Consider the following 24,509-nt stretch of genomic DNA (forward strand, 5'->3'; position numbering starts at 1 on the left):
TGGGCAGTTATCAGCTCACCAGTGAGTCGCGCTCTTGGCTAAGGCGCGTCATGGCGGCGTATAGCTCGTCAAGCAGTGCCTCTACATGGCGTAGGCCACTGGTACGCAGGCGCGTTTCTAGGGTTTCCACCAGCAGGGCTAGTTCTGGTGCGCCGCAGTAGCGGCTGGCTCCGTTTAGTCCATGCACCCAGTCCAGTAGCGCCGTTAGATCGCCTGCCTGAAAGGCGTCGCGTATCTGCTGCTCGCTCTCCGGCAGGCTGTCAATGAGCCGTACCAGTTGCTGCTTGGCTAAGGTCTCCCTGCCTCCTGCCAAGCGTGCTCCTAGCATCAAATCGACCGCTGGCAACGAGCTAGGGGGAGCGGTGGCAACCTGTGACTGACGAGTGGAAGCTGCTTCAGTAGGGGCTGCTTTTCGTGGTGCAATTCCTAAAAAGCGCTGCAACAGCTGTTGTAGTTGGGCATCGTCGATGGGTTTGACCAGCACATCATCCAGCCCTTCGGCCAGCCACTGCTGTCGTTCAGTGCTCAGTACATGGGCCGTCACGGCAATAATAGGGCAGCGCGCCCAGCTATTATTAATACGCCGCAGCGCTTGTGTGGCCTGTATGCCGTCCATCCCCGGCATGCGGATATCCATCAATACCATATCGGCAATTTGGTGGCGCGCAAACTCCAGTGCTTCTTGGCCGCTTTCTGCTAGCACAATGTGTAGCGTATCGCTCTCCAGCATCGCTTTTAACAGTTCACGGTTTGACGAGTTATCGTCGACAATCAAAATTGTTAGGCGAGGGGCAAGCGGCGGTTTGCTGACTGCTTCACTGGCAAGGGGGAGTGGTTGCAGTTGCAGCAACTGACGCAGGGTGGTCACAAGCTGCGTCCGAGTAAACGGTTTGCACAGCATTTCGCCGCCGTAGGGAAATTCCCACGTGGGTAGGTCGAAGCTAGTAGTATTCGCCAGAATAATGACCGGGCAGGGAGTTTGCGCAATCACGGACTGCCAGTACGCTTTGCGATCCCCTTCAAAGTCACTCTGCGCCAGACATAGCATCAGCAGCGATTCATTGCCGGCATTAATAAAAGATACTGGGCGCGCGCCCCAGCGTACTAGCAAATGCTCTAGCACATGGCGAGTGGGCGGGTGCGTTTCGTGAAGGCGAATAGTGGGGTTATCTAGCGTCAGCTCCGGCGGGCGCTCAGCCGCCTGGTGTGCCAGAAGAGGCAGGGTAAATGAGAAAGTCGACCCCTTACCCAGCTCGCTTTCTACCGTAATCTCCCCACCCATCCGCTGAATAAGCTGGCGGCAAATGGTCAGCCCTAAGCCGCTGCCGCCAAACTGGCGAGAGTGACTCGGTTCGGCTTGTGAGAACGCGCTAAAGAGCTGCTGCTGGTGCTCATCGCTTAAACCAATGCCGGTATCGCTCACGCTAATATGCAGTACGACATGCTGGCCCTCTTGGTTATCCAGCATGACGCGGATGATGATCTCTCCTTCGGTGGTAAATTTCAGCGCGTTGCCCAGAAGATTATTCAACACTTGATGGATGCGCAGTGGGTCGCCGCAAAGGGGAGTGGGGACATCGTCGTACACCATGGCGACCAAGTGTAGCTGCTTGCGCTGTGCCTCGGGCGCATGCAAGCCAATAATCTCGTCAACTAGGGTGACAATGTCGACATCGACCTCTTCCAGAGTCAGCCGATCGGCTTCCAGCTTAGAGAAGTCCAATACATCATTCACCAGCATCAGTAGGTTATCGCAGGCGCGGCGAACGTGCTCCAGCCACTCTTCTTGCCGGGTGTCGAGGGATGAACGGCCCAGCAAGCGGCAAAAACCAATAATGCCGTTGAGCGGTGTGCGGATCTCGTGGCTCATATTGGCCAGGAATTCGGATTTAACGGCATTGGCGCGCAGCGCGCTGCGGTGAGCAAGGTCTAGCTTGATATTCTGCTCTTCGATGGTCTCCATCGACTCCTGCAGCTCGCTGGTGGCCTGCTCAATCTGGCTCTGCATATCCCGCTGGGCTTGCTGAAAATGTTCCGCTAAGCGGTTAATGTGGTTAGCAAGCTGTTTGAACTCGGTGGGTTTGGCTGCGGGCATCACTAGGCTGTAATCGCCACGGGAGAGGCGGTACAGGGCTTGGTTAGCCTCTTCAATAGGGCGGCTTGCATAGCGGCTAATGGCAAAAGCAATTAAAAACAGCAGCAGCCCCAGCAGCATGCCGCCTAGGCTTAAGCTCGCAATTAGCCGGTAGCGTTCAAGTGTTAGCGCGCGAATATCCATTTCGGCTTCTAGCCAGCCGTTAGTCACGCGGCGAATGTCGCCCATTGCTTCACTGGTCAACGGCACCTGTAACCGCCAGGCATCCTCTTCCATGGTAATGGCCGTTGCTTCTGGCGCATGCAGCCGAGGCGGGGGCGGCATAGAGTGGCCCATCACTAGTAGGCGGTTACCCAGTTCATCAAATAGGGTCACGGCCCGCAGCCCGCGATGTTCCAATAGCTGCCTAGCCAGCTCTTCAAGGCGCTGTAAATCTCCGTCTACCATCGCAGTGTTAAAGCTGGGGGCTAATAGCTCACCGGCACTGGTGAGACGGTCTTTAAGGACGTCACGGCCGGTGTGATCGCTCTGAATAACAAACAGTATCGCCATGACGGCGTAAACCAGCAGTGGAAAGCCAAGCAGGGCAAACAGCAGACGCGTGTTTAATGACATGAAAGAAGCTCGTTGAATCTAGTAGGTTGCCTGTCCAGTCACAGACAGCACCGATATAATGCAGCATAACGGTTACGATAAGGAATGTTCGATGAATTATCCCACGCTTGAAGATGTGGTCGGCAATACGCCGTTGGTTCGCCTGAAGCGAATTACCGCTGGGAAGAACAATACGCTGCTTGCCAAACTCGAAGGCAATAACCCCGCGGGCTCGGTGAAAGATCGCCCCGCGCTCTCTATGCTGAGTGAAGCGGAAGCTCGTGGGGAAATTTCCCCAGGGGATACGTTAATTGAGGCGACTTCCGGCAATACCGGCATTGCGCTTGCTATGGCGGCGGCTCTAAAAGGGTACAACATGACCCTGATTATGCCGGAAAATGCTTCCGCCGAGCGCAAGCAGGCCATGGCGGCCTACGGCGCTAAGCTGATTACGGCCAGTAAAGAAGGCGGTATGGAAGAGGCTCGTGACATCGCAGATGCCATGATTGCCCGGGGTGAAGGTAAGCCGCTCAATCAGTTTGCTAATCCAGATAACCCGCTGGCGCACTACCGCACTACCGGGCCAGAAATATGGCAGCAAACCGGCGGTGAAGTGACCCACTTTGTGAGCTCAATGGGCACCACCGGTACCATTATGGGCGTGTCGCGCTATCTTAAAGAGCAGAACAGCGCGATTCAGATTGTGGGCTTGCAGCCCGCTGACGGGGCCAGTATCCCCGGCATTCGTCGCTGGCCTAAAGAGTATCTGCCAGCGATTTTTGAAGCGCCGCGCGTGGATACCACCCTGGATATCGGCCAGCAAGAAGCGGAAGCGCATATGCGCCGCCTGGCCCGAGAAGAGGGCATTCTGGCAGGCGTTTCATCTGGCGGAAGCCTAGCAGGTGCGCTGCGCATCGCTGAACAAACCGAAAATGCGGTCATCGTGTTTATTGTCTGTGACCGTGGTGATCGCTATCTCTCCACGGGCTTATTTGCCCCGGAGGTATAGATGGCTATGTTGGGTAAGCGGCGGCCGCCTAGGCCCGCCTCCGGCCACTCTGGGCTGGCACGTCAGCCAAGCAGTAATACAGCGCCTGCCAAGCAGCCAGCAGCTGACGCTGATGCGCCGTTAATGATTGAGCGGCTAGCTCATGACGGGCGTGGCGTGAGCCATAACTCGGCGGGCAAAACCGTCTTTGTCGACCAAGCGCTGCCTGGTGAGCAGGTCGAAGTGGCGGTGCACGTCACCCGTAAGCGCTTTGATGAAGCGCACGTAAAAACCCTGGTCACTGCCTCGCCGCAGCGAGTAGAGCCACCTTGTGCTCATTTTGGCCACTGCGGTGGTTGTGATTTGCAGCACTTGGCAGTAGACGCCCAGCGTGCCCACAAGCGTGAGGTCGTCAGCGAATTGATGGCGCGCCAAGGCATAACGCTGGATGAGGTGGCGGCAATCAATGGTCAGCAAGAAAGCTACCGCCGTCGGGCGCGTCTAGGGGTGAAGGTCGATAGTCAGGGTACCGTTCGGTTGGGGTTTCGGGCTGCAAATAGTCACCGACTAGTGGATATTGACCACTGCCATGTATTGGTACCTGCCCTTCAAGCACTGATAGCCCCACTAAAGCAACTGCTTACTGAACTGGATGCACCCCGCGCGGTAGGGCATATTGAACTGCTGGCGACGCCCCAGACTACGGTGGTGCTGGTCAGGCAGTTAAAAGAGCAGCCGCAGGATTGGCAGCGCTGGCAAGGGTTTGCTGACCAGCACCAAGTGAGATTAGGCGCATGGTTAGGGCGTGAGTCACCGTCCTTGCACTGGCATGGTGCAGAGCCTGCGCTGGAAGAGCGCTTTTCGCTGAGTGCGCTTGGTGTGTCGCCCCACCAAGAAAGCGCTGAGTCTGAGTTGGTGCTGCAGTTTGCCCCCGGTGATTTTTTACAGGTAAATGCCGAGGTCAATCAAAAGATGGTGTCTCAGGTGGTAGCATGGTTAACGCCAGCACCTGGGATGCAGCTACTCGACCTGTTTGCCGGGATGGGGAACTTCAGCCTTCCTCTGGCCGCTGCAGGCGCCAGCGTGCACGCGGTAGAAGGTAACACCGCCATGGTGGAGCGCCTTGGCACTAACGCAGCGCTGAACCAGCTCAATGTGAGCGTTCAACAGGCAGATCTAAACGATGCAATAGCGGTAAAAACACTGCTTCGCGAGCGTTCGGTGGATGCGTTGGTATTAGATCCCCCACGCAGCGGGGCGGAAGCTATTTGCCAAGCAGTGGGGCGCCATAAGGTGGCGAAGGTGGCCTATATTTCCTGTGACCCGGCCACGCTGGCCAGGGATGCGGCACACCTTGTGCATGCGGGATATCGCGTCAAGCAAGTCACAGTGGCAGATATGTTTCTGCACACTGCCCACATGGAAACGCTGATGCTGTTTGAATACGCGGGCTAGTTTGCCCTTTGCAGCAAGCCTTGGTGGCAGCAGTGTGAAAGCTGCCACCCTAAAAGGATGAGTCATAGTCATGGTGAAAGTGCGTGAAGACCAGCCGCTAACAGAAAGCGGAAAGGTGGACATACAACAATGGTTAACGCGCCTTCAAGAAGATGTGCGCCTACGTGAACCCGAGCGTTTGGTTCAAGCCTGTGAGCTTGCCGAACAGCTAGATCGAGAAGCGCCTCGCACCCATCGCGTGTGGCTGTCGCCGGGCTCTAGTTTCCGTATGGGGCTTGAGATGGCGGATATACTCGCCGACCTGAAGCTCGACCAATCGACCCTTGAGGCAGCCGTGCTTTACCGCGCCGTTCGGGAAGGTCTGCTGAGTCTGGAGGCGGTCACCAAGCGCTTTGGGGATGAAGTCGCCAAGCTCATTGATGGCGTGCTGCAAATGGCCGCCATCAGCTACCCATTGGCACCCAACCATGGCATGAGCCAGCACAACCAGCAGGAAAACCTGCGCAAAATGCTGGTGAATATGGTGGGCGACGTGCGCGTCGCCCTGATCAAAATTGCCGAGCGCACCTGCGCGCTGCGCCAAGTCAAAGACGCTCCCCGTGAGAAATGCTTACAGGTCGCCAGGGAAGTGGCGGATATCTACGCGCCGCTGGCCCACCGCCTGGGTATTGGCCAGATCAAATGGGAGCTCGAAGACCTCTCGTTTCGTTATCTCCACGAAGAGGAATACAAGGCCATCGCCAAGCTATTGGCGGAGAAGCGCCTTGATCGCGACCGCTATATTCACGACGTGGTCGAAACCCTCAAAGGCCTGATGGAAGCCCAGCATATTCACCGCTACGACGTGAGCGGCCGGGCCAAGCATATCTACTCCATCTGGCGCAAAATGAAGCGCAAGCGGATTGATTTTTCCCAGGTACACGACGTGCGCGCCGTGCGTATCCTGGTGCCGGAAGTCACCGACTGCTACACCGTGTTAGGCATCGTTCACTCCCGCTGGCATCACGTGCCCAACGAGTTTGACGACTACATCGCCAACCCTAAGAAAAACGGCTATCAGTCGCTGCATACCGCCGTCATGGGGCCGGAGAACAAGGTGCTGGAGATACAGATCCGCACCTTCTCTATGCACGACGAAGCCGAGTTGGGCGTTTGTGCCCACTGGCGCTATAAAGGCCACGACACCAACGCCAAAAGCCGTAGCTATGAAGAAAAAATCGCCTGGCTGCGCCAAGTGTTGGAGTGGCAGGACGAAGTGGGCGGCTTTGGTGATTTACGTGAAGGCCTCTCCAGCGATGTCGCCCCCGACCGTATCTACGTCTTTACCCCGGATGGGCATGTCATCGACCTGCCGCGTATTGCCACGCCCATCGATTTTGCTTACCGGGTGCACACCGAAATTGGCCATCGCTGCCGAGGTGCCAAAGTTAACGGTCGCATCGTCCCGCTGACCTACAAGCTGAAAACCGGCCAGCAAATCGAGATTCTCACCGCCACCAAAGGCGGCCCCAGCCGCGACTGGCTCAACCCCAGTTTGGGCTATGTGCGCACCTCCCGGGCGCGGGCCAAAATCCAGGCGTGGTTTAAGCATCAGGCCCGCGACCAGAACCTGGACGAAGGGCGCGCGCTGTTTGAGCGCGAAATGCGCCGCTTGGATGTGGAAGGGCTCGACCTTGCTAAGCTCGCCAAAGCCGTCAACTACCAAAACGCCGACGATATGTACGCGGCGTTAGGGGCAGGCGACCTGCGAATCGGCCAAGTGCTGCATCAAGCCCAGCAGCTGTTTGGTGAAACCGATGACCAGGAGCAGCTACATCGCCTACTGGCGAAACCTCGCCGCCAGCCCAGCAAGGCCACCCAAAGCGATATTACCGTGCTTGGGGTGGGTAACCTGAAAACCAGCATGGCGAACTGCTGCCGCCCGGTGCCCGGCGAGCCGATTGTTGGCTTTATTACCCAGGGGCGCGGTGTGACCGTGCACCGCCAAGACTGCACCAATATTCTCCAATTGCGCATGGAAGAGCCCCAGCGCATTATCGAGGTGGAGTGGGGCGAGCGAGCGCACACACGCTACCCAGTGACCATTGAGATTCAAGCCTGGGACCGCTCGGGCCTGCTACGCGATGTCACGGGCCTACTGGGCAACGAAAAGGTCAATGTGTTAGCGGTCAACACGCTAACGGACACAGATGAAGGCATCGCCCGGCTGCGCATTACTCTAGAGGTGGACGGTTTGGAATCCTTGGGTAGGCTCTTCTCGCGGGTTCAGCAGCTACCCAATGTGACCGAAGTACGCCGCCTGCGTAATGCCGACCCTGAAAAAAGTGCCCGTAAAGGAGGGGCCTGATGCGCCATACCCTGGACGATTTGCTCACCCTGATGACCGTATTGCGCGACCGGGAGCAGGGCTGCCCGTGGGATATCAAGCAGGATTGGGACAGCATCGTGCCCCATACACTGGAAGAGGCTTACGAAGTGGCCGACGCCATTGAGCGTCGCGCCTTTGACGAGTTGCCCGGTGAGCTAGGCGACCTGCTGTTTCAAGTGGTCTATTACGCCCAGCTTGGCGCAGAAGAGCAGCGCTTCGACTTTCACGATATCGTCGATACGCTGACCGCCAAAATGCTGCGCCGTCACCCCCATGTGTTCCCAGACGGCACGCTGGCTTCGCGCCGCCCGCCCGGTGTGAGTGCCGACGAGGTCAAAACCCAGCAGGTGAACAGCCGCTGGGAAGCCCTCAAAGCCGACGAGCGCGCCGAACGAGCCACCCAAGCACCGTCGGTGTTGGATGACGTGCCCCGCACGCTGCCCGCCCTTAGCCGCGCCGCCAAACTCTCCAAACGCGCCGCCCGGGTTGGCTTTGATTGGCCTGATGCCGAAGGCGTGCTGGCCAAAATTCGCGAGGAGCTGGAGGAGGTCGAAGAGGCGCTGACGGCAGGTGATCGACAGCATGCCCAGGATGAGGTGGGCGACCTGCTGTTTGCCGTCACCAATTTAGCCCGCACGCTAGGCGCCGACCCCGAGCAGTGTCTACGCAGCACCAATGCAAAATTCGAGCGCCGCTTTCGCTATGTTGAACGCGCGCTTGCCGATGCCGAGCGCCCGTTAAACGAGGCCTCGCTGGATGAGATGGAAAGCCACTGGCAAGACGCGAAAGCCCAAGAACAACGCTAATTTCAAAACCATCAACGCGACCCCGCAAGGAGGCCACGCCAATGAGTCATGATCTACACGAATCACTGCGCGATAACGTGCGTATTCTGGGCGACAGTCTAGGGCGAACCATCGCCGATGATTTAGGCCAGTCGTTTGTCGATAAGATTGAAACCATTCGTGCCCACGCCAAGCGCGGTCGTCAGGGGGATACCCTTCAGCAGCGCCAGCTCATTGAGTACCTGCGTCAGCTGCCGGAACGCGATCTGTTGCCCGTTACACGAGCTTTTAACCAGTTTTTGAACTTGGCTAACATCGCCGAGCAGCACTACCGGGCGCGGTTTCGTCGGGTAGAGGACTACAAACCCGGCTCGCAGCCTGCACTTGGAGAGCTGCTAGGACGTGCCCAGCAGGCGGGTAATTCACCGCGCAAACTGGTGGAAACCCTGGCCAATATGCGCGTGGAGCTGGTGCTGACCGCGCACCCCACCGAAGTTATCCGCCGCACGCTGATCCAGAAATACGACGCCATTGATGAGTGCTTGACCGCGATTGAGAGCTCGGAAGATTACCCCGAGCGTGGCGCACGTGCCCAAGGCCGCTTGGAAGAGCTGATTAGCCAAGCGTGGCACACCGATGAAATTCGCCACGAACGTCCCACGCCAGTAGACGAAGCTAAGTGGGGCTTTGCCGTCATCGAGAACTCGCTGTGGCAAGCGGTGCCGGATTTCCACCGCGACCTGGATAACCTGCTGCTGGACACCGCAGGTGAGCGACTGCCGCTAGACGCCGCACCGATTCGTTACGCCTCCTGGATGGGTGGCGACCGCGACGGCAACCCGAATGTCACCGCCAAAGTGACCCAGGAAGTGCTGCTGCTAGGCCGCTGGATGGCAGCGGATCTCTATCTGCGCGATTTAGAACAGCTCAAAACCGAGCTCTCCATGTGGAAAGCCAACAGCGCCCTAAAAGCCGAAGTGGGCGATGTGGCGGAGCCCTACCGGGAGCTGCTCAAGCGGCTGCTGACTAAAATGGAAGCCACCCGGGACTGGGCGAAAGCGCAGTTGGATGGCCGCAACTATGACGGCGGGCCGATTATTGAAACCCGCGACCAAATCTACGCGCCGCTGCTGGCCTGCTACCGCTCGCTGTGTGACGTGGGGCTGGATACCATCGCCAACGGTGCGCTGCTGGATACCCTGCGCCGTGTGGCCGTGTTCGGCGTCACGCTGACCAAGCTCGACCTTCGCCAGGAAGCCAGCCGCCACGCCCAAGTAATGGAAGAACTCACCAGCTCGCTGGGGCTAGGTCATTACCAGGAGTGGAGCGAAACCCAGCGTCAGGAGTTTTTGCTCGCGGAGCTTGAGTCCCGTCGCCCGCTGATTCCCCGCCGCTGGGAGTGTTCTGCGGAGTCCCGGGAAGTCATCGACACCTTTAAGGTAATTGCCCAGGAGCATGCCGAAGCGCTGGGTACTTACATTATCTCCATGGCCGCCGAGCCCTCTGATGTGCTCACCGTGGCACTGTTGATGAAGGAAGTGGGTGGGCAAGTAACGCTGCCCATCGCGCCGCTGTTCGAAACCCTCAACGACCTGGATCACGCGGGGGATGTAATCGATCAACTTCTGGCGCTGCCGGGCTATCGCGCCCTGACGAAAGACCGCCAAGAAGTGATGATCGGCTACTCCGACTCCGCCAAAGATGCCGGTCAGCTCGCCGCCGCTTGGGCACAGTACCGCGCCCAGGAAGCGCTGGTGAACGTGTGCGAAAAGCATGGTGTTGACCTAACGCTATTCCACGGCCGCGGCGGCACCGTGGGCCGTGGGGGCGGTCCGGCCCACGCGGCGATTCTGTCTCAGCCGCCGGGCTCCGTGAACGGCAGCCTGCGGGTGACCGAGCAGGGCGAGATGATTCGCTTCAAGTTCGGCCAGCCGGATATCGCGCTTCGCTCCATGGAGATCTACGCCTGTGCGGTGCTGGAAGCCACGCTGCTGCCACCGCCCGCGCCGGAACCCCACTGGCGTGAGGAGATGGATCAATTGGCCAAGGTGGCCCACGGCGCTTATGTGGGCGTGGTACGGGAAGATCCGGATTTTGTGCCGTACTTCCGTGCGGTGACGCCGGAAGGGGCGCTGGGTCGATTGCCGCTAGGCTCGCGGCCCACTAAGCGCCGCCAGGATGGCGGCGTGGAAACCCTGCGGGCGATTCCTTGGATTTTCGCCTGGACTCAGATCCGCCTAATGCTGCCTGCATGGCTTGGCAGCGGCGAAGCCTTCTCCCGCCGCCTGGAGCAGCCCGGCGGTCGTGAAGTGCTGCAAGAGATGCGCACCCAGTGGCCGTTCTTTGGCACCTACCTGGATATGTTAGAGATGCTGCTGGCCAAAGCAGACGTGGCGATTGCCGCCTACTACGAGCATCGCTTGGTGGACGAGCCGTCGCTGAAAGCGCTGGGTAAGAAGCTCCGTGAACGCTTCGAGCGGCTGGAAGACGTGGTGTTAGATATTCTTCAGCAGGAGAAGCTGCTGGAGAACACGCCGCTGATTCGTCAGGCGATAGACGTACGCAACCCTTACATCGACCCGCTGCATGGCCTGCAAGCCGAGCTTTTGCAGCGTAATCGGGATGCTGACGGGGCGATTAGCCCAGATCTCTCCCGCGCTTTGATGGTCACTATGGCAGGGATTGCGGCTGGCCTGCGTAACACGGGCTAAGCTAATAGCTGCCTATCTGCGCCGCTACCGATGGGTGGCGGCGCTTTTCTTTACGTCCAGTGTTGGAGGCAAAACATGACGGCAGATGCCCAGGCCGTGTTGGCCTTCTGGTTTCAGGAGCTGACGCCCGCACAGTGGTTCAAAAAAGACGCTGAGATGGATCGGCAGATTGCCGAGCGATTCAGTGATGTGCTGATGAGTGCCGCAGCGTGCGAGTGTTTCGAGTGGCGTCGTTCGGCCCGCGGTCGGCTGGCAGAGATCATCGTACTGGACCAGTTCTCGCGTAATATCTACCGCGATAATGCCCGCTCGTTCGCCAGCGACACGCTGGCGTTAGCGCTGGCTCAGGAGGCGGTTGCCAGCGGGGCCGACCAGTCGTTGTCAGCGGTGGAGCGCAGCTTTCTCTATATGCCCTATATGCACAGTGAGTCGGCGGCGATTCATACCGTTGCTCTTCAGCTATTCGACCAGCCGGGGTTAGAGAGCAATCTAGAGTTTGAGAAACGCCACAAGGCGATTATTGATCGTTTTGGGCGCTACCCGCATCGTAATGCGGTCTTGGGCAGAACCTCGACCCCAGAAGAGGTCGAATTCCTGAAACAGCCCGGCTCCTCTTTTTAACGTTTATTTAGGCTACATGGCGTTTTATGTCGTTACGAAAATCTACCCGTATCAATAAATACATCAGCGAAAGCGGCCTCTGTTCCCGCCGGGAGGCAGACCGCTTTGTCGAGCAGGGCAATGTGTGGATCAACGGCCGCCGGGCAACCACCGGCGACCAGGTGGTCGCGGGGGATCGGGTAAAGGTCAACGGCCAGGAGATCGAGCCGCAGGAAGAGGAGGATCTCGTTCTCATCGCGCTGAATAAGCCGGTGGGTATTGTCAGCACCACGGAGTCGGCAGAAAAAGACAATATCGTTGAGTTTGTGAAGCACGGCACGCGTATTTTCCCGATTGGGCGCCTAGATAAAGACTCCCAGGGGCTGATCTTTCTCACCAACAACGGCGACTTGGTCAACAAGATCCTACGCGCCAACAACAACCACGAAAAAGAGTACGTGGTAACGGTGAATAAGCCGATCACCGACGAATTCATTGCCGGTATGCAGGGCGGCGTGCCGATTCTCGGGCAGATGACAAAGAAGTGTCAGGTGGTCAAAGAGTCCACCTTTGTGTTCAATATCACGCTAGTGCAGGGGCTCAACCGTCAAATTCGCCGTATGTGCGAATACTTTGGCTATGAAGTCACCCAGCTAGTGCGTACGCGCATCATGAACGTGTCGCTGAAAGGGCTGGCGCTGGGGGATTGGCGTGACCTGACTCCTAAAGAGATCGAGACTATTGTTGCCCTCACCGAAACCTCAGATGTAGCGCCAGAGAAGAAAGCATCTGAGAAGAAAGCATCTGAGAAGAAAAACATCGCCCGTCCCAACTACAGCGGCGGTAGAAGTAGCGCGCAGGATAAAAAGCCGACAGCAAAACGGGCCTCTTCAGGTGCCCGTGCCGGTAACAAAGCCCGCAAGGATCCTAAGGCAAAAGGGGCCGCTACTGGTAAGCCAGGCGGCAAAGGAGCAGCGTCAGCGGGAAGACCGGCCACTAAAGGAAAGGGGAGGCCCGGGAGTCACTCTAACGGCAAACCGGGCGCGAGTAAGGGCGCGATAAAGGGCGGCCGCCCCAGCGGGGGTAAAGCCGCCTCCGGTAAGCCGCCTTCCCGGCGCAAGTAGTTCTCCATGACAGAGATGCCTACTTATATAAGTTACCTACTGGCGTGGTATGTGGCGGTCAGCGTGATTACCTATGCCACCTATGCGTGGGATAAAAGGGCCGCGATCAAAAAGCGCCAGCGCGTGAGCGAAAAAACGCTGCACTGGCTGGCGCTGGTAGGCGGTTGGCCGGGGGCTTGGTGCGCGCAGCAACAGCTGCGCCACAAGACCCAAAAAACTGCCTTTCGGCGCGTTTATTGGGTCACGGTGCTCCTCAATCTTGTGGTGCTTATTGGCTTGATCGCCGTTATGCCGCTGCGTTAGGGGCAAACAGGAAGTTGGCAATCAGCTCTTTGCCGCCCTCGGTGGCAAACGACTCCGGGTGAAACTGAATGCCGTGAATCGGGTAGTCACGGTGCTTCACGCCCATCAGCTCAAACTCACCCGCTGCCTGCCAGCGGCCGCGTTCAGCAAAGCTGTCGGCGGTGAGTGAGCCCACCGTGGCGGTCACTTCCAGGCACTCCGGTAGCGTCGTCGCATCGGCAATCAGCGAGTGGTAGCGCATCACCTCAAGCTGATCGGGTACGCCGTTAAACACAGAGCGGTTGTCGTGGTTGATGGGGCTGATTTTGCCGTGCATCGGCAGCGGCGCTTTGACCACCTTGCCGCCAAACACATGCACGATGCCCTGCATGCCTAAACAAACGCCCAGCAGCGGCGTGGTTTTGCCCAGCTTCTCGATCACTTCAGCGCATACGCCAAAGTAGCGTGGGTCATCCGGCGAGCCCGGGCCAGGCGAGATAATAATGCGATCCGGCGCCATGGCTTCAATCGCTTTAAAATCAATCTGGTTATTGCGCTTCACCATGATCTCAAAATGGGGCAGCTCGCCGCGATTCTTCTCCGTGGTCAGAATCTCACCAATAAACTGGTAGAGGTTATAGGTGAAGGAGTCGTAGTTATCGATAATCAGCACCTTCATGCGGGGCTCTCCGTTTCCGTATCCATAAAGGGGGCCAAGGCCTTGCGGGTGCCGGCAAACTTGCGGCGGATCTCTTCGTACTCATCCTCGGCGTTGCTGTCGTACACGTTGCCGCCACAGGTTTGCACGTAAGCGCGCTCGCCGTTGACAAACACCGTACGGATGGGGATAGCAAAGGTGCAGTCGCCGTTGAAGGAGAACTGACCCACCGCGCCGCCGTAGGGGCCGCGCCCATCGGTTTCCAGGTCATCGATGATTTTCATCGCTTCAATCTTGGGTGCGCCGGTTAGCGTGCCCGCGGGGAAGTTGCTGGCCAGCGCGGTGAACATGTCTTCGCCTTCGGCAATAATGCCGACGATTTCACTAGAGATATGCTGAACGTGGCTGAAGCGCTTGATATCCATCAGGCTGCGTACTTTGACCGTGCCAAACTGGGCCACTCGACCAATGTCGTTGCGGTGCAGGTCCACAATCATTTTGTGCTCGGCGATCTCTTTCGGATCGTTGAGCAGCGCGCGGGCAAGCTGGGTATCTTCTTGGGGCGTTTGGCCGCGCAGGGTGGTGCCCGCCAGCGGGAACGTCTCCATCTCGCCCTGGCGTAGGCGGAACAGCAGCTCGGGGCTCGCGCCAATCAGCTTCTGTTCGCCAAACTTCACGTAGTACATCTGCGGCGAGGGGTTGATGGTACGCAGCTGGTCGTAAAGTGCCAGCGTGTCACCTTGAATGCGAAAGCGCTTTTTAAAGCCCACTTCGCACTGGAAAACCTTACCGTCGATAATGTCCTGCTTCACCTTGGCGACCGCTTCGGCGTGCTCGGCTTTGCTCATGGTGTCGCCCAGCGCGGTAATATGCAGCGCGCCTGCGGGCTCGTCGTCGGCGTCGATCAGCGTCTGTAGAAACTCGTAACGGCTATTGTCGTAATAGAAGTAGGTGACTTCTCCGGTCATCTTGTCGAGGATCAGGCCGTCTTTATACAGCCCAAAGCGGAACGTATCGAAGTCGTCGCTGGCCTTCAGCGTCAGCGACGGCTCGAAGTACTGCATGGCGTCGTAGCCCAGGTAACCGCTTAACCCGCCCGCGTACTTGCGCGAGATAATGTTTTGCGGGATCAGGCTACGTAGCAGCTCGTAGGGGTTGTCGCTGGGGTAGTGGTTGGCATCGCCGTCGCGGTTTTCAATGGTCAGCGTGGTGCCATTGGCGTAGAGCGTGTACTCGGGGTCGAAACCAATGATTGAATGGCGCGCCATGTGGCTATCTTCACCCAGCGATTCCAACATGTAGCAGGTATCGAAGCGCCGCTCGATTTTTTGAAATAGGGCAAAGAAGTCGCAGTCTGCCGCCAGGGTAACGTAGTGGGGCTTACGGGGCAGGGTGAACGGTTGGGGGCCTGCCGCAGCGGCCGTATCGGTGGTACTCATAAGTGATCATTCCGTGAAGAGGCTAACATCGTCAGCGCGCGTGATCCGCGTGACACGGTCGCAATACCCACGCCTAGGGTTTCGGCAATTTTGCGGTGGGGCACGCCATCGCGCAGCAGCTTAAAAATCTGTAGGCGTTTGCTGATTTCTTGGTACTCTGCTGGCGTAAGCAGGCTGGCCAGCGCTTCATCCATTGCGTCGGGCGTATCAATCGCAAGCAGGTGGCGCACCAAGTCAGCTTGAAACGTATCGTGTAAGGACATCGTGCCACCGAGTGATTTAGTCATGTACTAGCGTACTAGTACGTTAACTGATTGCTCAGGGAAGTCAAGTCGCAGTGAGATTAAGGAATCGCCATGACCGGCTATTTTATTCAAGCATTCATCTATTTAGTGGCGGCGGTGATTGCCGTGCCGCTGGCCAAGCGATTTGGGTTGGGGTCGGTGTTGGGCTACTTAGTTGCCGGGGTGGTGATTGGCCCTGTGCTGGGTCTGGTCGGCCAGGAGACCACCACCATTCAGCACTTTGCTGAATTTGGCGTGGTGATAATGCTGTTTTTGGTGGGCATGGAGCTAGACCCCAAAGGCTTATGGGCCATGCGGGTGCGTCTTCTAGGCCTGGGTGGTTTGCAGGTGGTGCTGACCGCAGCGGCAGGCGCTGCTATTGCCTGGTGGCTGGGGCTCGTTTGGCAAACCGCCCTGGCGGTGGGGCTGATTTTTGCGCTCTCATCCACCGCCATTGTGCTGCAAACCTTGAGTGAGAAGGGGCTTTCCAAAACCGAAGGCGGGCGCAGCGCCTTTTCGGTGCTACTGTTTCAAGATATCGCCGTCATTCCTATGTTGGCGCTCATCCCGCTGCTAGCGCTGCCGGAATTAATGGGCGCTGCGGGTGACGACCATGGCCACGCGGGGCTAAGCCTAGTGGCTCATCTGCCTGCCTGGGCACATGCGCTGGTGGTGGTGGCCGCCATCGGCAGTGTGATCGTCGGCGGCTACTATTTAGGGCCGCTGTTGTTCCGTTACGTGATTGGCTCCGGCCTACGGGAAGTATTTACCGCCTCGGCGCTGATGCTGGTGATCGGCATTGCCGCGTTAATGAGTTTAGTGAATCTATCGCCTGCTTTGGGGGCGTTTTTGGCCGGTATCGTACTGGCCAACAGCGAGTTCAAGCACGAGATTGAGGCCAACATTGAGCCGTTTAAAGGGCTGCTGCTCGGGCTGTTCTTCATCACCGTGGGCGCGGGCATCAATTTTGACGTTCTCGCGGCGGAGTGGGTCACGGTGCTGGGCCTAGGTTTAGCCGTTATCGTCGTGAAGGCAGCCATTTTGCTAGTGCTGGCGCTACTGTTCCGGGTGCGGGGTAGCAACGGCTGGCTGTTTACCTTGAGCCTTGCGCAAGCGGGGGAGTTTGGCTTTGTGCTGTTGACCTACAGCGTGCAGAACAGCGTGATTCCGGTGGAACTCTCCCAGGTGCTCTCGCTGGCGGTGGCGCTGTCGATGTTCCTAACGCCGCTGCTGTTCATTGCTTACGACAAGCTTGTGCTGCCGCGCTACCAAACTGCTAAGAATGACGCTCGTGAGGCCGATACGATTGAAGAGCAGGCACCGGTCATCGTGGCGGGTGTCGGCCGTTTTGGGCAGATTATTTGCCGCCTTCTGCGGGCCAATAACATTCCCATCGTCGCGCTGGATCACGAGATTGAGCAGATCGAGAACCTGCGCAACATTCGCATTAAAAGCTACTTTGGCGACGCTAGCCGCTCGGACCTTTTAGAAACCGCCGGTATCGAGCACGCTCGGCTGCTGGTGGTCGCCATCGACGACCGCGAGCGTGCGGTGGGTATTGTGAAGCATGTCAAACAGTTTTACCCCAATGTGTGGGTGCTGGCGCGGGCCTTTGACCGGGGCCACGGCTACCAGCTGCGCGAGGCCGGTGCTGATGACGTGATCAGTGAAACGTACCACTCGGCGCTAGAGCTAGGCGGCCATGCGCTCACTGCCATGGGCGTGCATCCGATGCGCGCTAAACAGATGACCTGGGCGTTTGTGCAGAATGAAGACGCTCACGCCGATGAGCTGTTTGAAGCCTGGAAAGAGATTGATGAAGGCATCAGCTTCAGCCCCCGCTATGGCGAGCTATTTATGAAGCTGGAAGAAGCGCTGAATACCGCCATGCACCAAGATTGGCAGGCACCGCAACAAGAGGAAGTGCCGGTGTGGACGGCACCCGCCCAGGAGAGTAACGATCAACAAGAAAGTTTAAAAGCAGACAGTTTAAAAGGAGATTAGAACGGCAAATGTAGCGATGCGCTGAGCATATTGAGATGGCTTAGCGACGGCGCATCAATACGTTCGTACTCTAAGCGGCTGATCAATCGATTAACGGTCATGGTGGCACCAAAGCCTTGCAGAAGGGCGGTGCCACTATCAGCTGCCATTGGCTGGTTGGTTTCTCCTCGCCATTCGGTCAGGCCAGATTTAGCGTAGATGCTAAAAGCTCCCATACGGATACCCGCCACAATGGCGCCGCCAAGGCTCAAGGTGTCCATAATCATGGGGTTAACGCTAGAGGAGGTGGGGACTTCTTCGCTTTCGCGGTAGGCAATTTCAGCGCCAATATCGAGCTGGGGTAGCTGCCAGGGGCTAAACCCGGCGGTTAAGCGAAAGCCGGAGGTATAGGTATCTAAACTGCTTAAATCACTGCCTTCCAGTACAACCCCATTATCTAACCGCATTAATGCACTGTCCGGGGCGGCGTAAGAGATAACAGGCACGTCTTCATCGGCAAAACATCCGCTAGAGGGCAGCGCAGTGCCGAACAGACTCAAGAGCAGGGTGCTTGCCAAGCGGTTCATTGGCCTTCCTCTTATCCTTTCTCATTGGCGTTATCTTTATCAGCCTAGCAACGGGTACTGATTTCCACCACGTTAATTGCGCCATTCGCCAAGTTTTCTAGCAAATTTTTTCCCATCTGCATAAATCGTTCGCCGAATACCCACTGCGGCGAGAGTACGGCGGTAAGTGGGGCCTGCTCTTTTTGCCGCTGGCGCTGGCGCCATTCAAGCGCGGTGTGGCTCCAGTCTTCGCAGTGCTGAATCTTAAAGCCACTTGCTTCTAATGTTTGGGTCAACTCGGATAACGAGAGCAAGTGCGAGTGCGCTGGCCCTTCGGCCCAGGGCACCGGAAAGCGCAACGCTTCGCTGTGAGGGCCGCTGACGACTTCATGCATCACCAGCTGGCCGCCAGGGCGTAGCACGCGGCGGCACTCGGCCAGTACGCGTGCAGGGTCGGGCATATTCATCAGGCTGTGTTGGAACAGCACGGCATCGAAGCTGGCATCACTAAACGGCAGTGCGCAGGCATCTCCCGTCACACAGCGCAGCGTGCCCGCTGGTGAATTGTTAAGAGGCTGTGTCATTGTCAGCTGGCTGATGGCTTGATTCAGCACGTTAAAGCGGTGGGTAATATCCAGCCCGGTGAGATGAAAACCCAATGCGGCCCCCTGGCGCATCAATCCCCCCAGCCCCGCGCCAATATCCAGCACCATAGGGGCGCTCTGATCGAGCAAACCCAAGAGCCTTTTCGATGCGGCGATACCGCCAATATGCAGTTGGTCGAGCGGTGCTAATTGATGCAGCGTGGGGCCATCAGGGTAGTGGGTGCGCAGTTGGTTAAGGATATCCTGGTCGCGCAGCGCTTGATGGTAGTGGTGGGCGAGGGAAGTAGGCATGGGGAGCCTCGGTTGGGGCTAACGTCTCAGGGTCAGAACAACCCTGGCGAAAGCCTCCGCCACGGGTTGTTCTGACCGGCAGTTGATCGTTGTAACAGCTTTGATCCCTTTTACTTTTGGTCTTCCAGCCCCAGCTCTTTAATCGAGATTTCGCGCATTTTGAATTTCTGGATTTTGCCGGTGACGGTCATCGGGAACTCATCCACGAACTTGAAGTAGCGCGGGATCTTGAAATGGGTGATTTTGCCTTTGCAGTATTCGCGCAGATCTTCCCCGGTAATCTCGCCCGCCGTGCTGTTGAGCTTCACCCAGGCGATCAGCTCTTCGCCGTACTTTTTGTCCGGCACGCCGGTGACCTGTACTTCGGAAATCGCCGGGTGGGCGTACAAGAACTCTTCGATCTCTTTTGGGTAGACGTTTTCGCCGCCGCGAATCACCATGTCTTTGATGCGGCCTACAATCTGGATGTAGCCCTCGTCATCCATGGTGGCTAAGTCGCCGGTGTGCATCCAGCCCGCTTCGTCGATGGCCTCGGCAGTGGCTTTGTCGTTGTTCCAATACTTCAGCATCACGCTGTAGCCACGGGTACACAGCTCGCCGATTTCGCCACGGGGTAGAATGCCGCCGTTGCCAGGGTCGACGATCTTGCTCTCCAGGTGGGGCTGGGTACGGCCCACGGTGGAAACGCGCTTTTCAATGGTGTCGTTCGCGCCGGTTTGCGTGGACACCGGGCTGGTTTCGGTCATGCCGTAGGCGATTTGCACGCCCTTCATGTTCATCTTGTTGATGACCTGCTTCATGATCTCTGCCGGGCAAATGGAGCCCGCCATAATGCCGGTGCGCAGCGTCGAAAAATCGGTGCTGGCGAAGTCAGGGTGCTCAAGTTCGGCAATAAACATAGTGGGCACGCCGTAGAGCGCGGTGGCTTTCTGCTCATGAACGGCTTTCAGCACTTTGCCGGGGTCGAAGCCTTCATCGGGGTAGATCATCGCCGCGCCGTGGGTCACGCAGCCCAGGTTGCCCATCACCATGCCAAAGCAGTGGTAGAGCGGTACGGGAATCACCAAGCGGTCTTCGCTGGTAAAGCCCATGCTTTCGGCCACAAAAAAGCCGTTATTGAGAATGTTGTGGTGAGAGAGCGTGGCCCCCTTGGGAAAGCCTGTGGTGCCAGAGGTGTACTGGATATTGATCGGGTCGTCGAACTGCAGCGTGGCCTGTAGGTCGTCCACGTCGGTTTGGCTCACCTTGTCGGCTTCGGCGATGAAGTCTGCCCAGCGCCACATGCCGCTGTGCTTGTCGGTACTTAGGTTAATGATGCACTCAAGGTCCGGCAGTTTCTGTGATTGTAGTTGACCTTCCGCGCAGCTGTTGAGCTCTGGCGCCAGCTCGAACAGCATCGCCGTGTAGTCGGAGCTTTTGAATTGGTTGGCGGTGACTAAAAAGCGCGCGCCGGACTGGTTCAGCGCGTACTCCAGCTCATGGGTTCGGTAAGACGGGTTGATGTTCACGAGAATCGCGCCAATTTTAGCGGTGGCAAACTGGGTCAACGTCCACTCGCTGCAGTTGGGTGCCCAAATGCCCACGCGGTCGCCTTTTTGTACACCAATCGCGAGCAGGGCGCGGGCGCAGCGGTTCACTTCCTGCTGAAGTTCCCGGTAGCTCCAGTGAATATTCTGGTGTAGCGCTATCAGCGCATCGTTATCCGGGTACTGGGCGGCAATTTGGTCGAATTTATCGCCAATGGTCATGCCCAACAGCGGCTTTTCTGCGGTGCTGCTGGTGTAGCTGGGCAAGGTTGCAGGTGATGCCATGGTGAGTCTCCGATGTCTTTTTCTTATCTGAACGGGAAGTGACGCATTTTTAATTATTAGGTTGTTTGGGTGGCGTTATGCTTTGCTGCTTTTGGCACACCCTTTGGCGAGTGCCACTTTGGCACTGGGTTTACGGCCAAGCTGCTGAGTGATCCAGTAGCCGGTATCGATCACTGCCTGCAGGTCGATGCCGGTATCGATACCCAGCCCTTCCAATAAATAGAGCACGTCTTCGGTGGCCACGTTGCCCGATGCGCCCTTAGCGTAGGGGCAGCCACCCAGGCCTGCCGTGGCGGCATCAATCACGCTCACGCCTTCTTCCAGTACGGCGTACAGGTTGGCAATCGCCATGCCGTAAGTGTCGTGAAAATGAGCGGCCAGTTTCTCAATCGGCACCTGCTGGCGAGTGGCTTCGATCATCCGCTTAGCGGCCAGCGGCGTCCCCACGCCAATGGTGTCGCCCAGGGAAACTTCATAGCAGCCCATCTCATACAGTGCTTTGGCGACGTGGGCGACTTTATGGGGAGCGATATCCCCCTCATAAGGGCAGCCCAGCACGCAGGAGACGTAGCCCCGCACCCGCACGCCTGCCTCGTTGGCGCGGGCAAGCACCGGCTCAAAGCGCGCCAGCGACTCGGCAATCGAGCAGTTGATGTTCTTTTGAGAGAACGCTTCCGATGCCGCACCGAATACCGCGACTTCCTCAACGCCTGCCTCCAGGGCGCTTTCCAACCCCTTTAGGTTAGGCGTCAACGCGGAATACACCACGCCGTGCTGGCGCTGAATACCGCGCATCACCTCCGTTGCGTCGCCCATCTGCGGCACCCACTTGGGCGAGACAAAGCTGGCCGCTTCGATATGGCGAATGCCTGCATTAGTCAGCCGCTCAATCAGCTCGATTTTGGTGGCGGTGGGCACCAGGGTGCCCGGCTCGTTCTGCAGCCCGTCGCGGGGGGCCATTTCAAATAGCTTGATAGACGTAGGCAGTGCCATGTGTGGCTCCTATTCGCTGGGGGCAAAGTCGAGCAGCACAGCGCCCTGGCTTACCGTATCGCCTGCCTGGAAGTGGAAGGTCTCTACGCTGCCATCGGCGGGGGCGGTCATGGTGTGCTCCATCTTCATGGCTTCCATCACCATCAGCGGCATGCCTTTCTCCACCGACACACCGGGTTCCACCAGCAGCGCGACCACCGTGCCGTGCATGGGCGCGGTGAGGGTGGATTCCGCTTCGTGGTGGCCGTGGTCGATGGCGTCGATGCGCCGCCAGAACAGGCGGGTTTCACCGCTGGGTTCGGCCATCACCACTACATGACCATCTTTATACGCCTGTAAGCGGCGGCGGTGACCGTTGAGCGTGACGGCCACAGCGTCGCCTTCCAGCGGCTGCAGGCTGGCAGTCAGTGTGCTGTTGCCAATGGTGAGCTGCCACTGGGTATCCAAGGTGGCGCGCTTGCCCTCTACCACGACCACTGCGCTGTCATTATCCGCGGCTTGAGCGCTTGCCGGGTCACACAGCGCAATGCGAATGGTGTGCGGCGCGTTCAGTCGGAAACCATCGTGGCGGTCCCAAGGGGAGTCGCTTTCGCACTCCTGGGCTAATTGATGCAAACCAATCAGCGCGGCGCTGGCATAGTCTTCTGTAGAAAACTGACGCGGAGCAAACAGGGTCGCTTCGTTGCGCTCGATAAAGCGGGTATCCAGCTCGACGTTCTTAAAGCCAGGGTGATTGGCTAAGCGCTGCAAGAAGGCGCGGTTGGTGACCACGCCCTGCACATCCAGCGCCGCCAGCGCCCGGTTGAGGGTGGCTAGCGCAGCGTCGCGGTCAACGCCATGCACAATCAGCTTGGCGAGCATCGGGTCGTAGTGCATCGACACGGTATCGCCGCTCTCCACGCCGCTATCCAATCGCACTTGATCAGCGCCTAGCCCTGCGCCTTCCAAGTCCAGCGCGAAGCGGGTGAGCAGGCCAGTGGCGGGCAAGAAGTCCTGCTCCGGGTCTTCGGCGTAAATGCGTGCTTCGAAACTGTGGCCGGTAATGGTCAGCTCGTCCTGGCGGCAGGGCAGCGGCTCGCCCATAGCGACTCTTAGCTGCCACTCCACCAGGTCTTGACCGGTAATCATCTCGGTAACGGGATGCTCGACCTGCAGGCGGGTGTTCATCTCCATAAAGTAGAAGGAACCGTCGGCGTCTAACAGAAACTCCACCGTGCCCGCACCCACGTAGCCAATCTCCTGGGCGGCGCGAACGGCGGCATCGCCCATGGCGGCGCGCAGTTCAGTCGTCATGCCGGGGGCGGGGGCTTCTTCGATCACTTTTTGATGTCGGCGCTGCACGCTGCAGTCCCGCTCGAACAGATACACGCCGTTGCCGTAACGGTCGCAGAACACCTGTACTTCCACATGGCGGGGCTGTACTAGATACTTCTCGATCAGCATGCGGTCATCGCCAAAAGCGGCTTTAGACTCCCGGCGGCAGCCGTCCAGCGCGGCCTGGAAGCCTTCACCGCTCTCTACCACGCGCATGCCTTTACCGCCGCCACCGGCGCTGGCTTTTAGCATGACGGGGTAGCCGATCTTATCGGCCTCGGAACGCAGCAGGGCATCGCCTTGGTCGTCGCCGTGGTAGCCGGGCACCAGCGGCACGCCCGCATTCGCCATACGCGCTTTGGCGGCAGACTTGTCGCCCATGGCGGCAATGGCGGAAGCGGGCGGGCCAACAAAAGTAATGCCCGCTTGCTCTAGCGCTTTAACAAAGGTGCCGTTTTCAGACAGAAAGCCATAGCCGGGGTGAATCGCGCCGGTGCCGGTGCGTTGGGCGGCCTCAATCACCGCGTCAACGCTTAAGTAGCTTTCCCGGGCGGCGGCAGGGCCGAGGCGCACGGCTTCATCGGCTTCACGTACGTGGCGGGCGGTGGCGTCGGCATCGGAATAAACCGCCACGGTTTTTAAGCCCATGCGGCGGGCGGTACGCATCACGCGGCAGGCAATCTCACCGCGGTTAGCCACCAGCAGGGTATCGAATTTGGTTGGGGTAAACGTCATGAGCGTGGCTCCGCAGTGTTGTTGTGTTCTTCGGGTGACGTCCAGGCGGGGCGACGCTTGTCAAAAAAGCTGGCGAGGCCCTCTTGGCCCTCTTGGCTCACCCGCAGCTTGGCAATCACTTGGCAGGTGTGCTCACGAGTAGCATCGGCATCTGGAGCTTGGGCCACGGTGGCTAATAGTGCCTTGGTAGCCCGCTGTGCCTGAGGGGAGCCTTTAACCAGCGTAGCGATCATGCTGTCCACCGCGTTATCCAAGGCGTCGTGCTCCACTACCTGATGGGCCAAACCCAGGCTGAGCGCGGTGGGCGCATCCATCACTTCGGCCGTCAGCGCGTAGCGGCGCATTTGGCGCTGGCCAAGGGCGCGCTGAACGTAAGGGCTAATCACCGCAGGCGACAGGCCAATATTGACTTCCGACAGGCAGAACTTGGCTTTTTCGGAAGCCACGACGATATCGCAGCAGGCGGCTAAGCCCACCGCGCCGCCGAACGCGGCCCCTTGCACCCGGCAGATGGTCGGGCAGGGCAGGGTATCTAGGCCGTGCATCAGCGCCGCAAGCTTGCGGGAATCCGCCAGGTTATCTTCCAGGTCGTAATCGACCATGCGCTTCATCCAGTTCAGGTCAGCACCTGCGGAGAAGCTTTTACCTTCAGAGCCGAGCACCGCCACCCGCACGTCGCCTGCACTTGCCAAGTCGTGGAGCTTTTCCAGATGAGCATTGAGTTCGGCAATCAGGCTATCGTCAAAGGCGTTATGCACCTCTGGGCGGTTTAAAGTGAGCCGCGCCACGCCTGCTTCAATCACCAGTGTTGAGTAAGCCATGATGTTC

Annotated in this window: 19 protein-coding genes; 9 read left to right on the top strand and 10 right to left on the bottom strand. The window is 58.3% G+C overall.

All coding sequences use genetic code 11. The features are described from left to right. Positions 1–10: 10 nt before the first annotated feature. Positions 11–2,710: an ATP-binding protein gene (locus tag ACIGG6_RS12270; RefSeq protein WP_399844717.1), complete on the bottom strand. Its 2,700-nt coding sequence runs from the start codon at positions 2,708–2,710 to the stop codon at positions 11–13. A gap of 91 nt (positions 2,711–2,801) precedes the next feature. Between ACIGG6_RS12270 and cysM the strand changes: the two genes are divergently transcribed. The 8 genes from cysM (at position 2,802) to ACIGG6_RS12310 (ending at position 13,023) form a co-directional block, all read left to right on the top strand. Further along, entirely contained in the window at positions 2,802–3,698 is an 897-nt protein-coding gene (cysM, locus tag ACIGG6_RS12275) for a cysteine synthase CysM (RefSeq protein WP_044628370.1), read from the top strand. Then, complete coding sequence (rlmD, locus tag ACIGG6_RS12280) at positions 3,699–5,132, top strand: 23S rRNA (uracil(1939)-C(5))-methyltransferase RlmD (RefSeq protein ID WP_399844719.1); 1,434 nt, start codon at positions 3,699–3,701, stop codon at positions 5,130–5,132. Between the two features lie 70 nt (positions 5,133–5,202). Further along, positions 5,203–7,479 (top strand): GTP diphosphokinase, encoded by a 2,277-nt coding sequence (relA, locus tag ACIGG6_RS12285; protein WP_399844721.1) that lies wholly within the window; start codon positions 5,203–5,205, stop codon positions 7,477–7,479. Continuing rightward, positions 7,479–8,306 carry a nucleoside triphosphate pyrophosphohydrolase gene (gene mazG / locus ACIGG6_RS12290; protein WP_399844723.1) on the top strand — a complete coding sequence of 276 codons (828 nt, stop codon included), beginning with the start codon at positions 7,479–7,481 and terminating at the stop codon, positions 8,304–8,306. Before relA ends, mazG begins: the two co-directional genes overlap by 1 nt. Positions 8,307–8,347: 41 nt before the next feature. After that, positions 8,348–10,996 carry a phosphoenolpyruvate carboxylase gene (gene ppc / locus ACIGG6_RS12295; protein ID WP_399844725.1) on the top strand — a complete coding sequence of 883 codons (2,649 nt, stop codon included), beginning with the start codon at positions 8,348–8,350 and terminating at the stop codon, positions 10,994–10,996. A 75-nt stretch (positions 10,997–11,071) separates the two neighbouring features. After that, positions 11,072–11,617: a DUF924 family protein gene (locus ACIGG6_RS12300; protein WP_399844727.1), complete on the top strand. Its 546-nt coding sequence runs from the start codon at positions 11,072–11,074 to the stop codon at positions 11,615–11,617. Between the two features lie 26 nt (positions 11,618–11,643). Then, positions 11,644–12,720 (top strand): 23S rRNA pseudouridine(2604) synthase RluF, encoded by a 1,077-nt coding sequence (rluF, locus tag ACIGG6_RS12305; protein WP_399844729.1) that lies wholly within the window; start codon positions 11,644–11,646, stop codon positions 12,718–12,720. Positions 12,721–12,726: 6 nt separating this feature from the next. Next, positions 12,727–13,023, top strand: coding sequence for a DUF1294 domain-containing protein (locus tag ACIGG6_RS12310; RefSeq protein WP_399844731.1), 297 nt, complete (start codon positions 12,727–12,729; stop codon positions 13,021–13,023). On the opposite strand, the gene ACIGG6_RS12315 is transcribed toward ACIGG6_RS12310, so the two are convergent. Genes ACIGG6_RS12315 through ACIGG6_RS12325 form a run of 3 tightly spaced genes read right to left on the bottom strand, consistent with a single transcriptional unit; the run spans position 13,007 to position 15,362 of the window. After that, positions 13,007–13,681 carry an anthranilate synthase component II gene (locus ACIGG6_RS12315; protein ID WP_399844733.1) on the bottom strand — a complete coding sequence of 225 codons (675 nt, stop codon included), beginning with the start codon at positions 13,679–13,681 and terminating at the stop codon, positions 13,007–13,009. The genes ACIGG6_RS12310 and ACIGG6_RS12315 overlap by 17 nt on opposite strands. Next, complete coding sequence (locus ACIGG6_RS12320) at positions 13,678–15,099, bottom strand: anthranilate synthase component I family protein (RefSeq protein ID WP_399844735.1); 1,422 nt, start codon at positions 15,097–15,099, stop codon at positions 13,678–13,680. Before ACIGG6_RS12320 ends, ACIGG6_RS12315 begins: the two co-directional genes overlap by 4 nt. Beyond that, positions 15,096–15,362 carry a Trp family transcriptional regulator gene (locus ACIGG6_RS12325; RefSeq protein WP_399844737.1) on the bottom strand — a complete coding sequence of 89 codons (267 nt, stop codon included), beginning with the start codon at positions 15,360–15,362 and terminating at the stop codon, positions 15,096–15,098. The genes ACIGG6_RS12320 and ACIGG6_RS12325 overlap by 4 nt, the downstream gene beginning before the upstream one ends. A 93-nt stretch (positions 15,363–15,455) precedes the next feature. Here ACIGG6_RS12325 and ACIGG6_RS12330 point away from each other — a divergent pair, with 93 nt between their 5' ends. After that, positions 15,456–17,387 carry a cation:proton antiporter domain-containing protein gene (locus tag ACIGG6_RS12330; protein WP_399844739.1) on the top strand — a complete coding sequence of 644 codons (1,932 nt, stop codon included), beginning with the start codon at positions 15,456–15,458 and terminating at the stop codon, positions 17,385–17,387. On the opposite strand, the gene ACIGG6_RS12335 is transcribed toward ACIGG6_RS12330, so the two are convergent. The 6 genes from ACIGG6_RS12335 to ACIGG6_RS12360 form a co-directional block, all read right to left on the bottom strand. Further along, on the bottom strand, positions 17,384–17,953 hold the full coding sequence (locus ACIGG6_RS12335; protein WP_083026321.1) for a hypothetical protein: 570 nt from the start codon (positions 17,951–17,953) through the stop codon (positions 17,384–17,386). The genes ACIGG6_RS12330 and ACIGG6_RS12335 overlap by 4 nt on opposite strands. A gap of 44 nt (positions 17,954–17,997) precedes the next feature. Continuing rightward, positions 17,998–18,828 carry a class I SAM-dependent methyltransferase gene (locus ACIGG6_RS12340; protein ID WP_399844741.1) on the bottom strand — a complete coding sequence of 277 codons (831 nt, stop codon included), beginning with the start codon at positions 18,826–18,828 and terminating at the stop codon, positions 17,998–18,000. A 110-nt stretch (positions 18,829–18,938) separates the two neighbouring features. Further along, the gene (locus ACIGG6_RS12345; RefSeq protein ID WP_399844742.1) at positions 18,939–20,639 is read right to left on the bottom strand and encodes an AMP-binding protein; all 1,701 of its coding nucleotides are present in this window, start codon (positions 20,637–20,639) and stop codon (positions 18,939–18,941) included. A 75-nt stretch (positions 20,640–20,714) separates the two neighbouring features. Further along, entirely contained in the window at positions 20,715–21,632 is a 918-nt protein-coding gene (locus ACIGG6_RS12350) for a hydroxymethylglutaryl-CoA lyase (protein ID WP_399844744.1), read from the bottom strand. 9 nt (positions 21,633–21,641) lie between these two features. Continuing rightward, complete coding sequence (locus ACIGG6_RS12355) at positions 21,642–23,681, bottom strand: acetyl/propionyl/methylcrotonyl-CoA carboxylase subunit alpha (protein WP_399844746.1); 2,040 nt, start codon at positions 23,679–23,681, stop codon at positions 21,642–21,644. Further along, positions 23,678–24,502, bottom strand: a complete 825-nt coding sequence (locus ACIGG6_RS12360) for an enoyl-CoA hydratase/isomerase family protein (protein ID WP_399844747.1) — start codon at positions 24,500–24,502, stop codon at positions 23,678–23,680. The genes ACIGG6_RS12355 and ACIGG6_RS12360 overlap by 4 nt, the downstream gene beginning before the upstream one ends. Between the last annotated feature and the right edge of the window lie 7 nt (positions 24,503–24,509).

It is taken from the genome of Vreelandella lionensis, assembly GCF_044543515.1.
Lineage (GTDB): Bacteria > Pseudomonadota > Gammaproteobacteria > Pseudomonadales > Halomonadaceae > Vreelandella > Vreelandella lionensis.

What these genes read in the sequence shown, in the direction of transcription:
- relA (WP_399844721.1), top strand. Translation starts at nt 5,203, where the DNA reads ATGGTGAAAGTGCGTGAAGACCAGCCGCTAACAGAAAGCGGAAAGGTG.
- ACIGG6_RS12340 (WP_399844741.1), bottom strand. Translation starts at nt 18,828, where the DNA reads ATGCCTACTTCCCTCGCCCACCACTACCATCAAGCGCTGCGCGACCAG.
- ACIGG6_RS12270 (WP_399844717.1), bottom strand. Translation starts at nt 2,710, where the DNA reads ATGTCATTAAACACGCGTCTGCTGTTTGCCCTGCTTGGCTTTCCACTG.
- ACIGG6_RS12310 (WP_399844731.1), top strand. Translation starts at nt 12,727, where the DNA reads ATGACAGAGATGCCTACTTATATAAGTTACCTACTGGCGTGGTATGTG.
- ACIGG6_RS12345 (WP_399844742.1), bottom strand. Translation starts at nt 20,639, where the DNA reads ATGGCATCACCTGCAACCTTGCCCAGCTACACCAGCAGCACCGCAGAA.
- ACIGG6_RS12320 (WP_399844735.1), bottom strand. Translation starts at nt 15,099, where the DNA reads ATGAGTACCACCGATACGGCCGCTGCGGCAGGCCCCCAACCGTTCACC.
- ACIGG6_RS12360 (WP_399844747.1), bottom strand. Translation starts at nt 24,502, where the DNA reads ATGGCTTACTCAACACTGGTGATTGAAGCAGGCGTGGCGCGGCTCACT.
- cysM (WP_044628370.1), top strand. Translation starts at nt 2,802, where the DNA reads ATGAATTATCCCACGCTTGAAGATGTGGTCGGCAATACGCCGTTGGTT.
- rluF (WP_399844729.1), top strand. Translation starts at nt 11,644, where the DNA reads ATGTCGTTACGAAAATCTACCCGTATCAATAAATACATCAGCGAAAGC.
- ACIGG6_RS12330 (WP_399844739.1), top strand. Translation starts at nt 15,456, where the DNA reads ATGACCGGCTATTTTATTCAAGCATTCATCTATTTAGTGGCGGCGGTG.
- ACIGG6_RS12300 (WP_399844727.1), top strand. Translation starts at nt 11,072, where the DNA reads ATGACGGCAGATGCCCAGGCCGTGTTGGCCTTCTGGTTTCAGGAGCTG.
- ACIGG6_RS12315 (WP_399844733.1), bottom strand. Translation starts at nt 13,681, where the DNA reads ATGAAGGTGCTGATTATCGATAACTACGACTCCTTCACCTATAACCTC.
- rlmD (WP_399844719.1), top strand. Translation starts at nt 3,699, where the DNA reads ATGGCTATGTTGGGTAAGCGGCGGCCGCCTAGGCCCGCCTCCGGCCAC.
- ACIGG6_RS12355 (WP_399844746.1), bottom strand. Translation starts at nt 23,681, where the DNA reads ATGACGTTTACCCCAACCAAATTCGATACCCTGCTGGTGGCTAACCGC.
- ACIGG6_RS12325 (WP_399844737.1), bottom strand. Translation starts at nt 15,362, where the DNA reads ATGTCCTTACACGATACGTTTCAAGCTGACTTGGTGCGCCACCTGCTT.
- ppc (WP_399844725.1), top strand. Translation starts at nt 8,348, where the DNA reads ATGAGTCATGATCTACACGAATCACTGCGCGATAACGTGCGTATTCTG.
- ACIGG6_RS12350 (WP_399844744.1), bottom strand. Translation starts at nt 21,632, where the DNA reads ATGGCACTGCCTACGTCTATCAAGCTATTTGAAATGGCCCCCCGCGAC.
- ACIGG6_RS12335 (WP_083026321.1), bottom strand. Translation starts at nt 17,953, where the DNA reads ATGAACCGCTTGGCAAGCACCCTGCTCTTGAGTCTGTTCGGCACTGCG.
- mazG (WP_399844723.1), top strand. Translation starts at nt 7,479, where the DNA reads ATGCGCCATACCCTGGACGATTTGCTCACCCTGATGACCGTATTGCGC.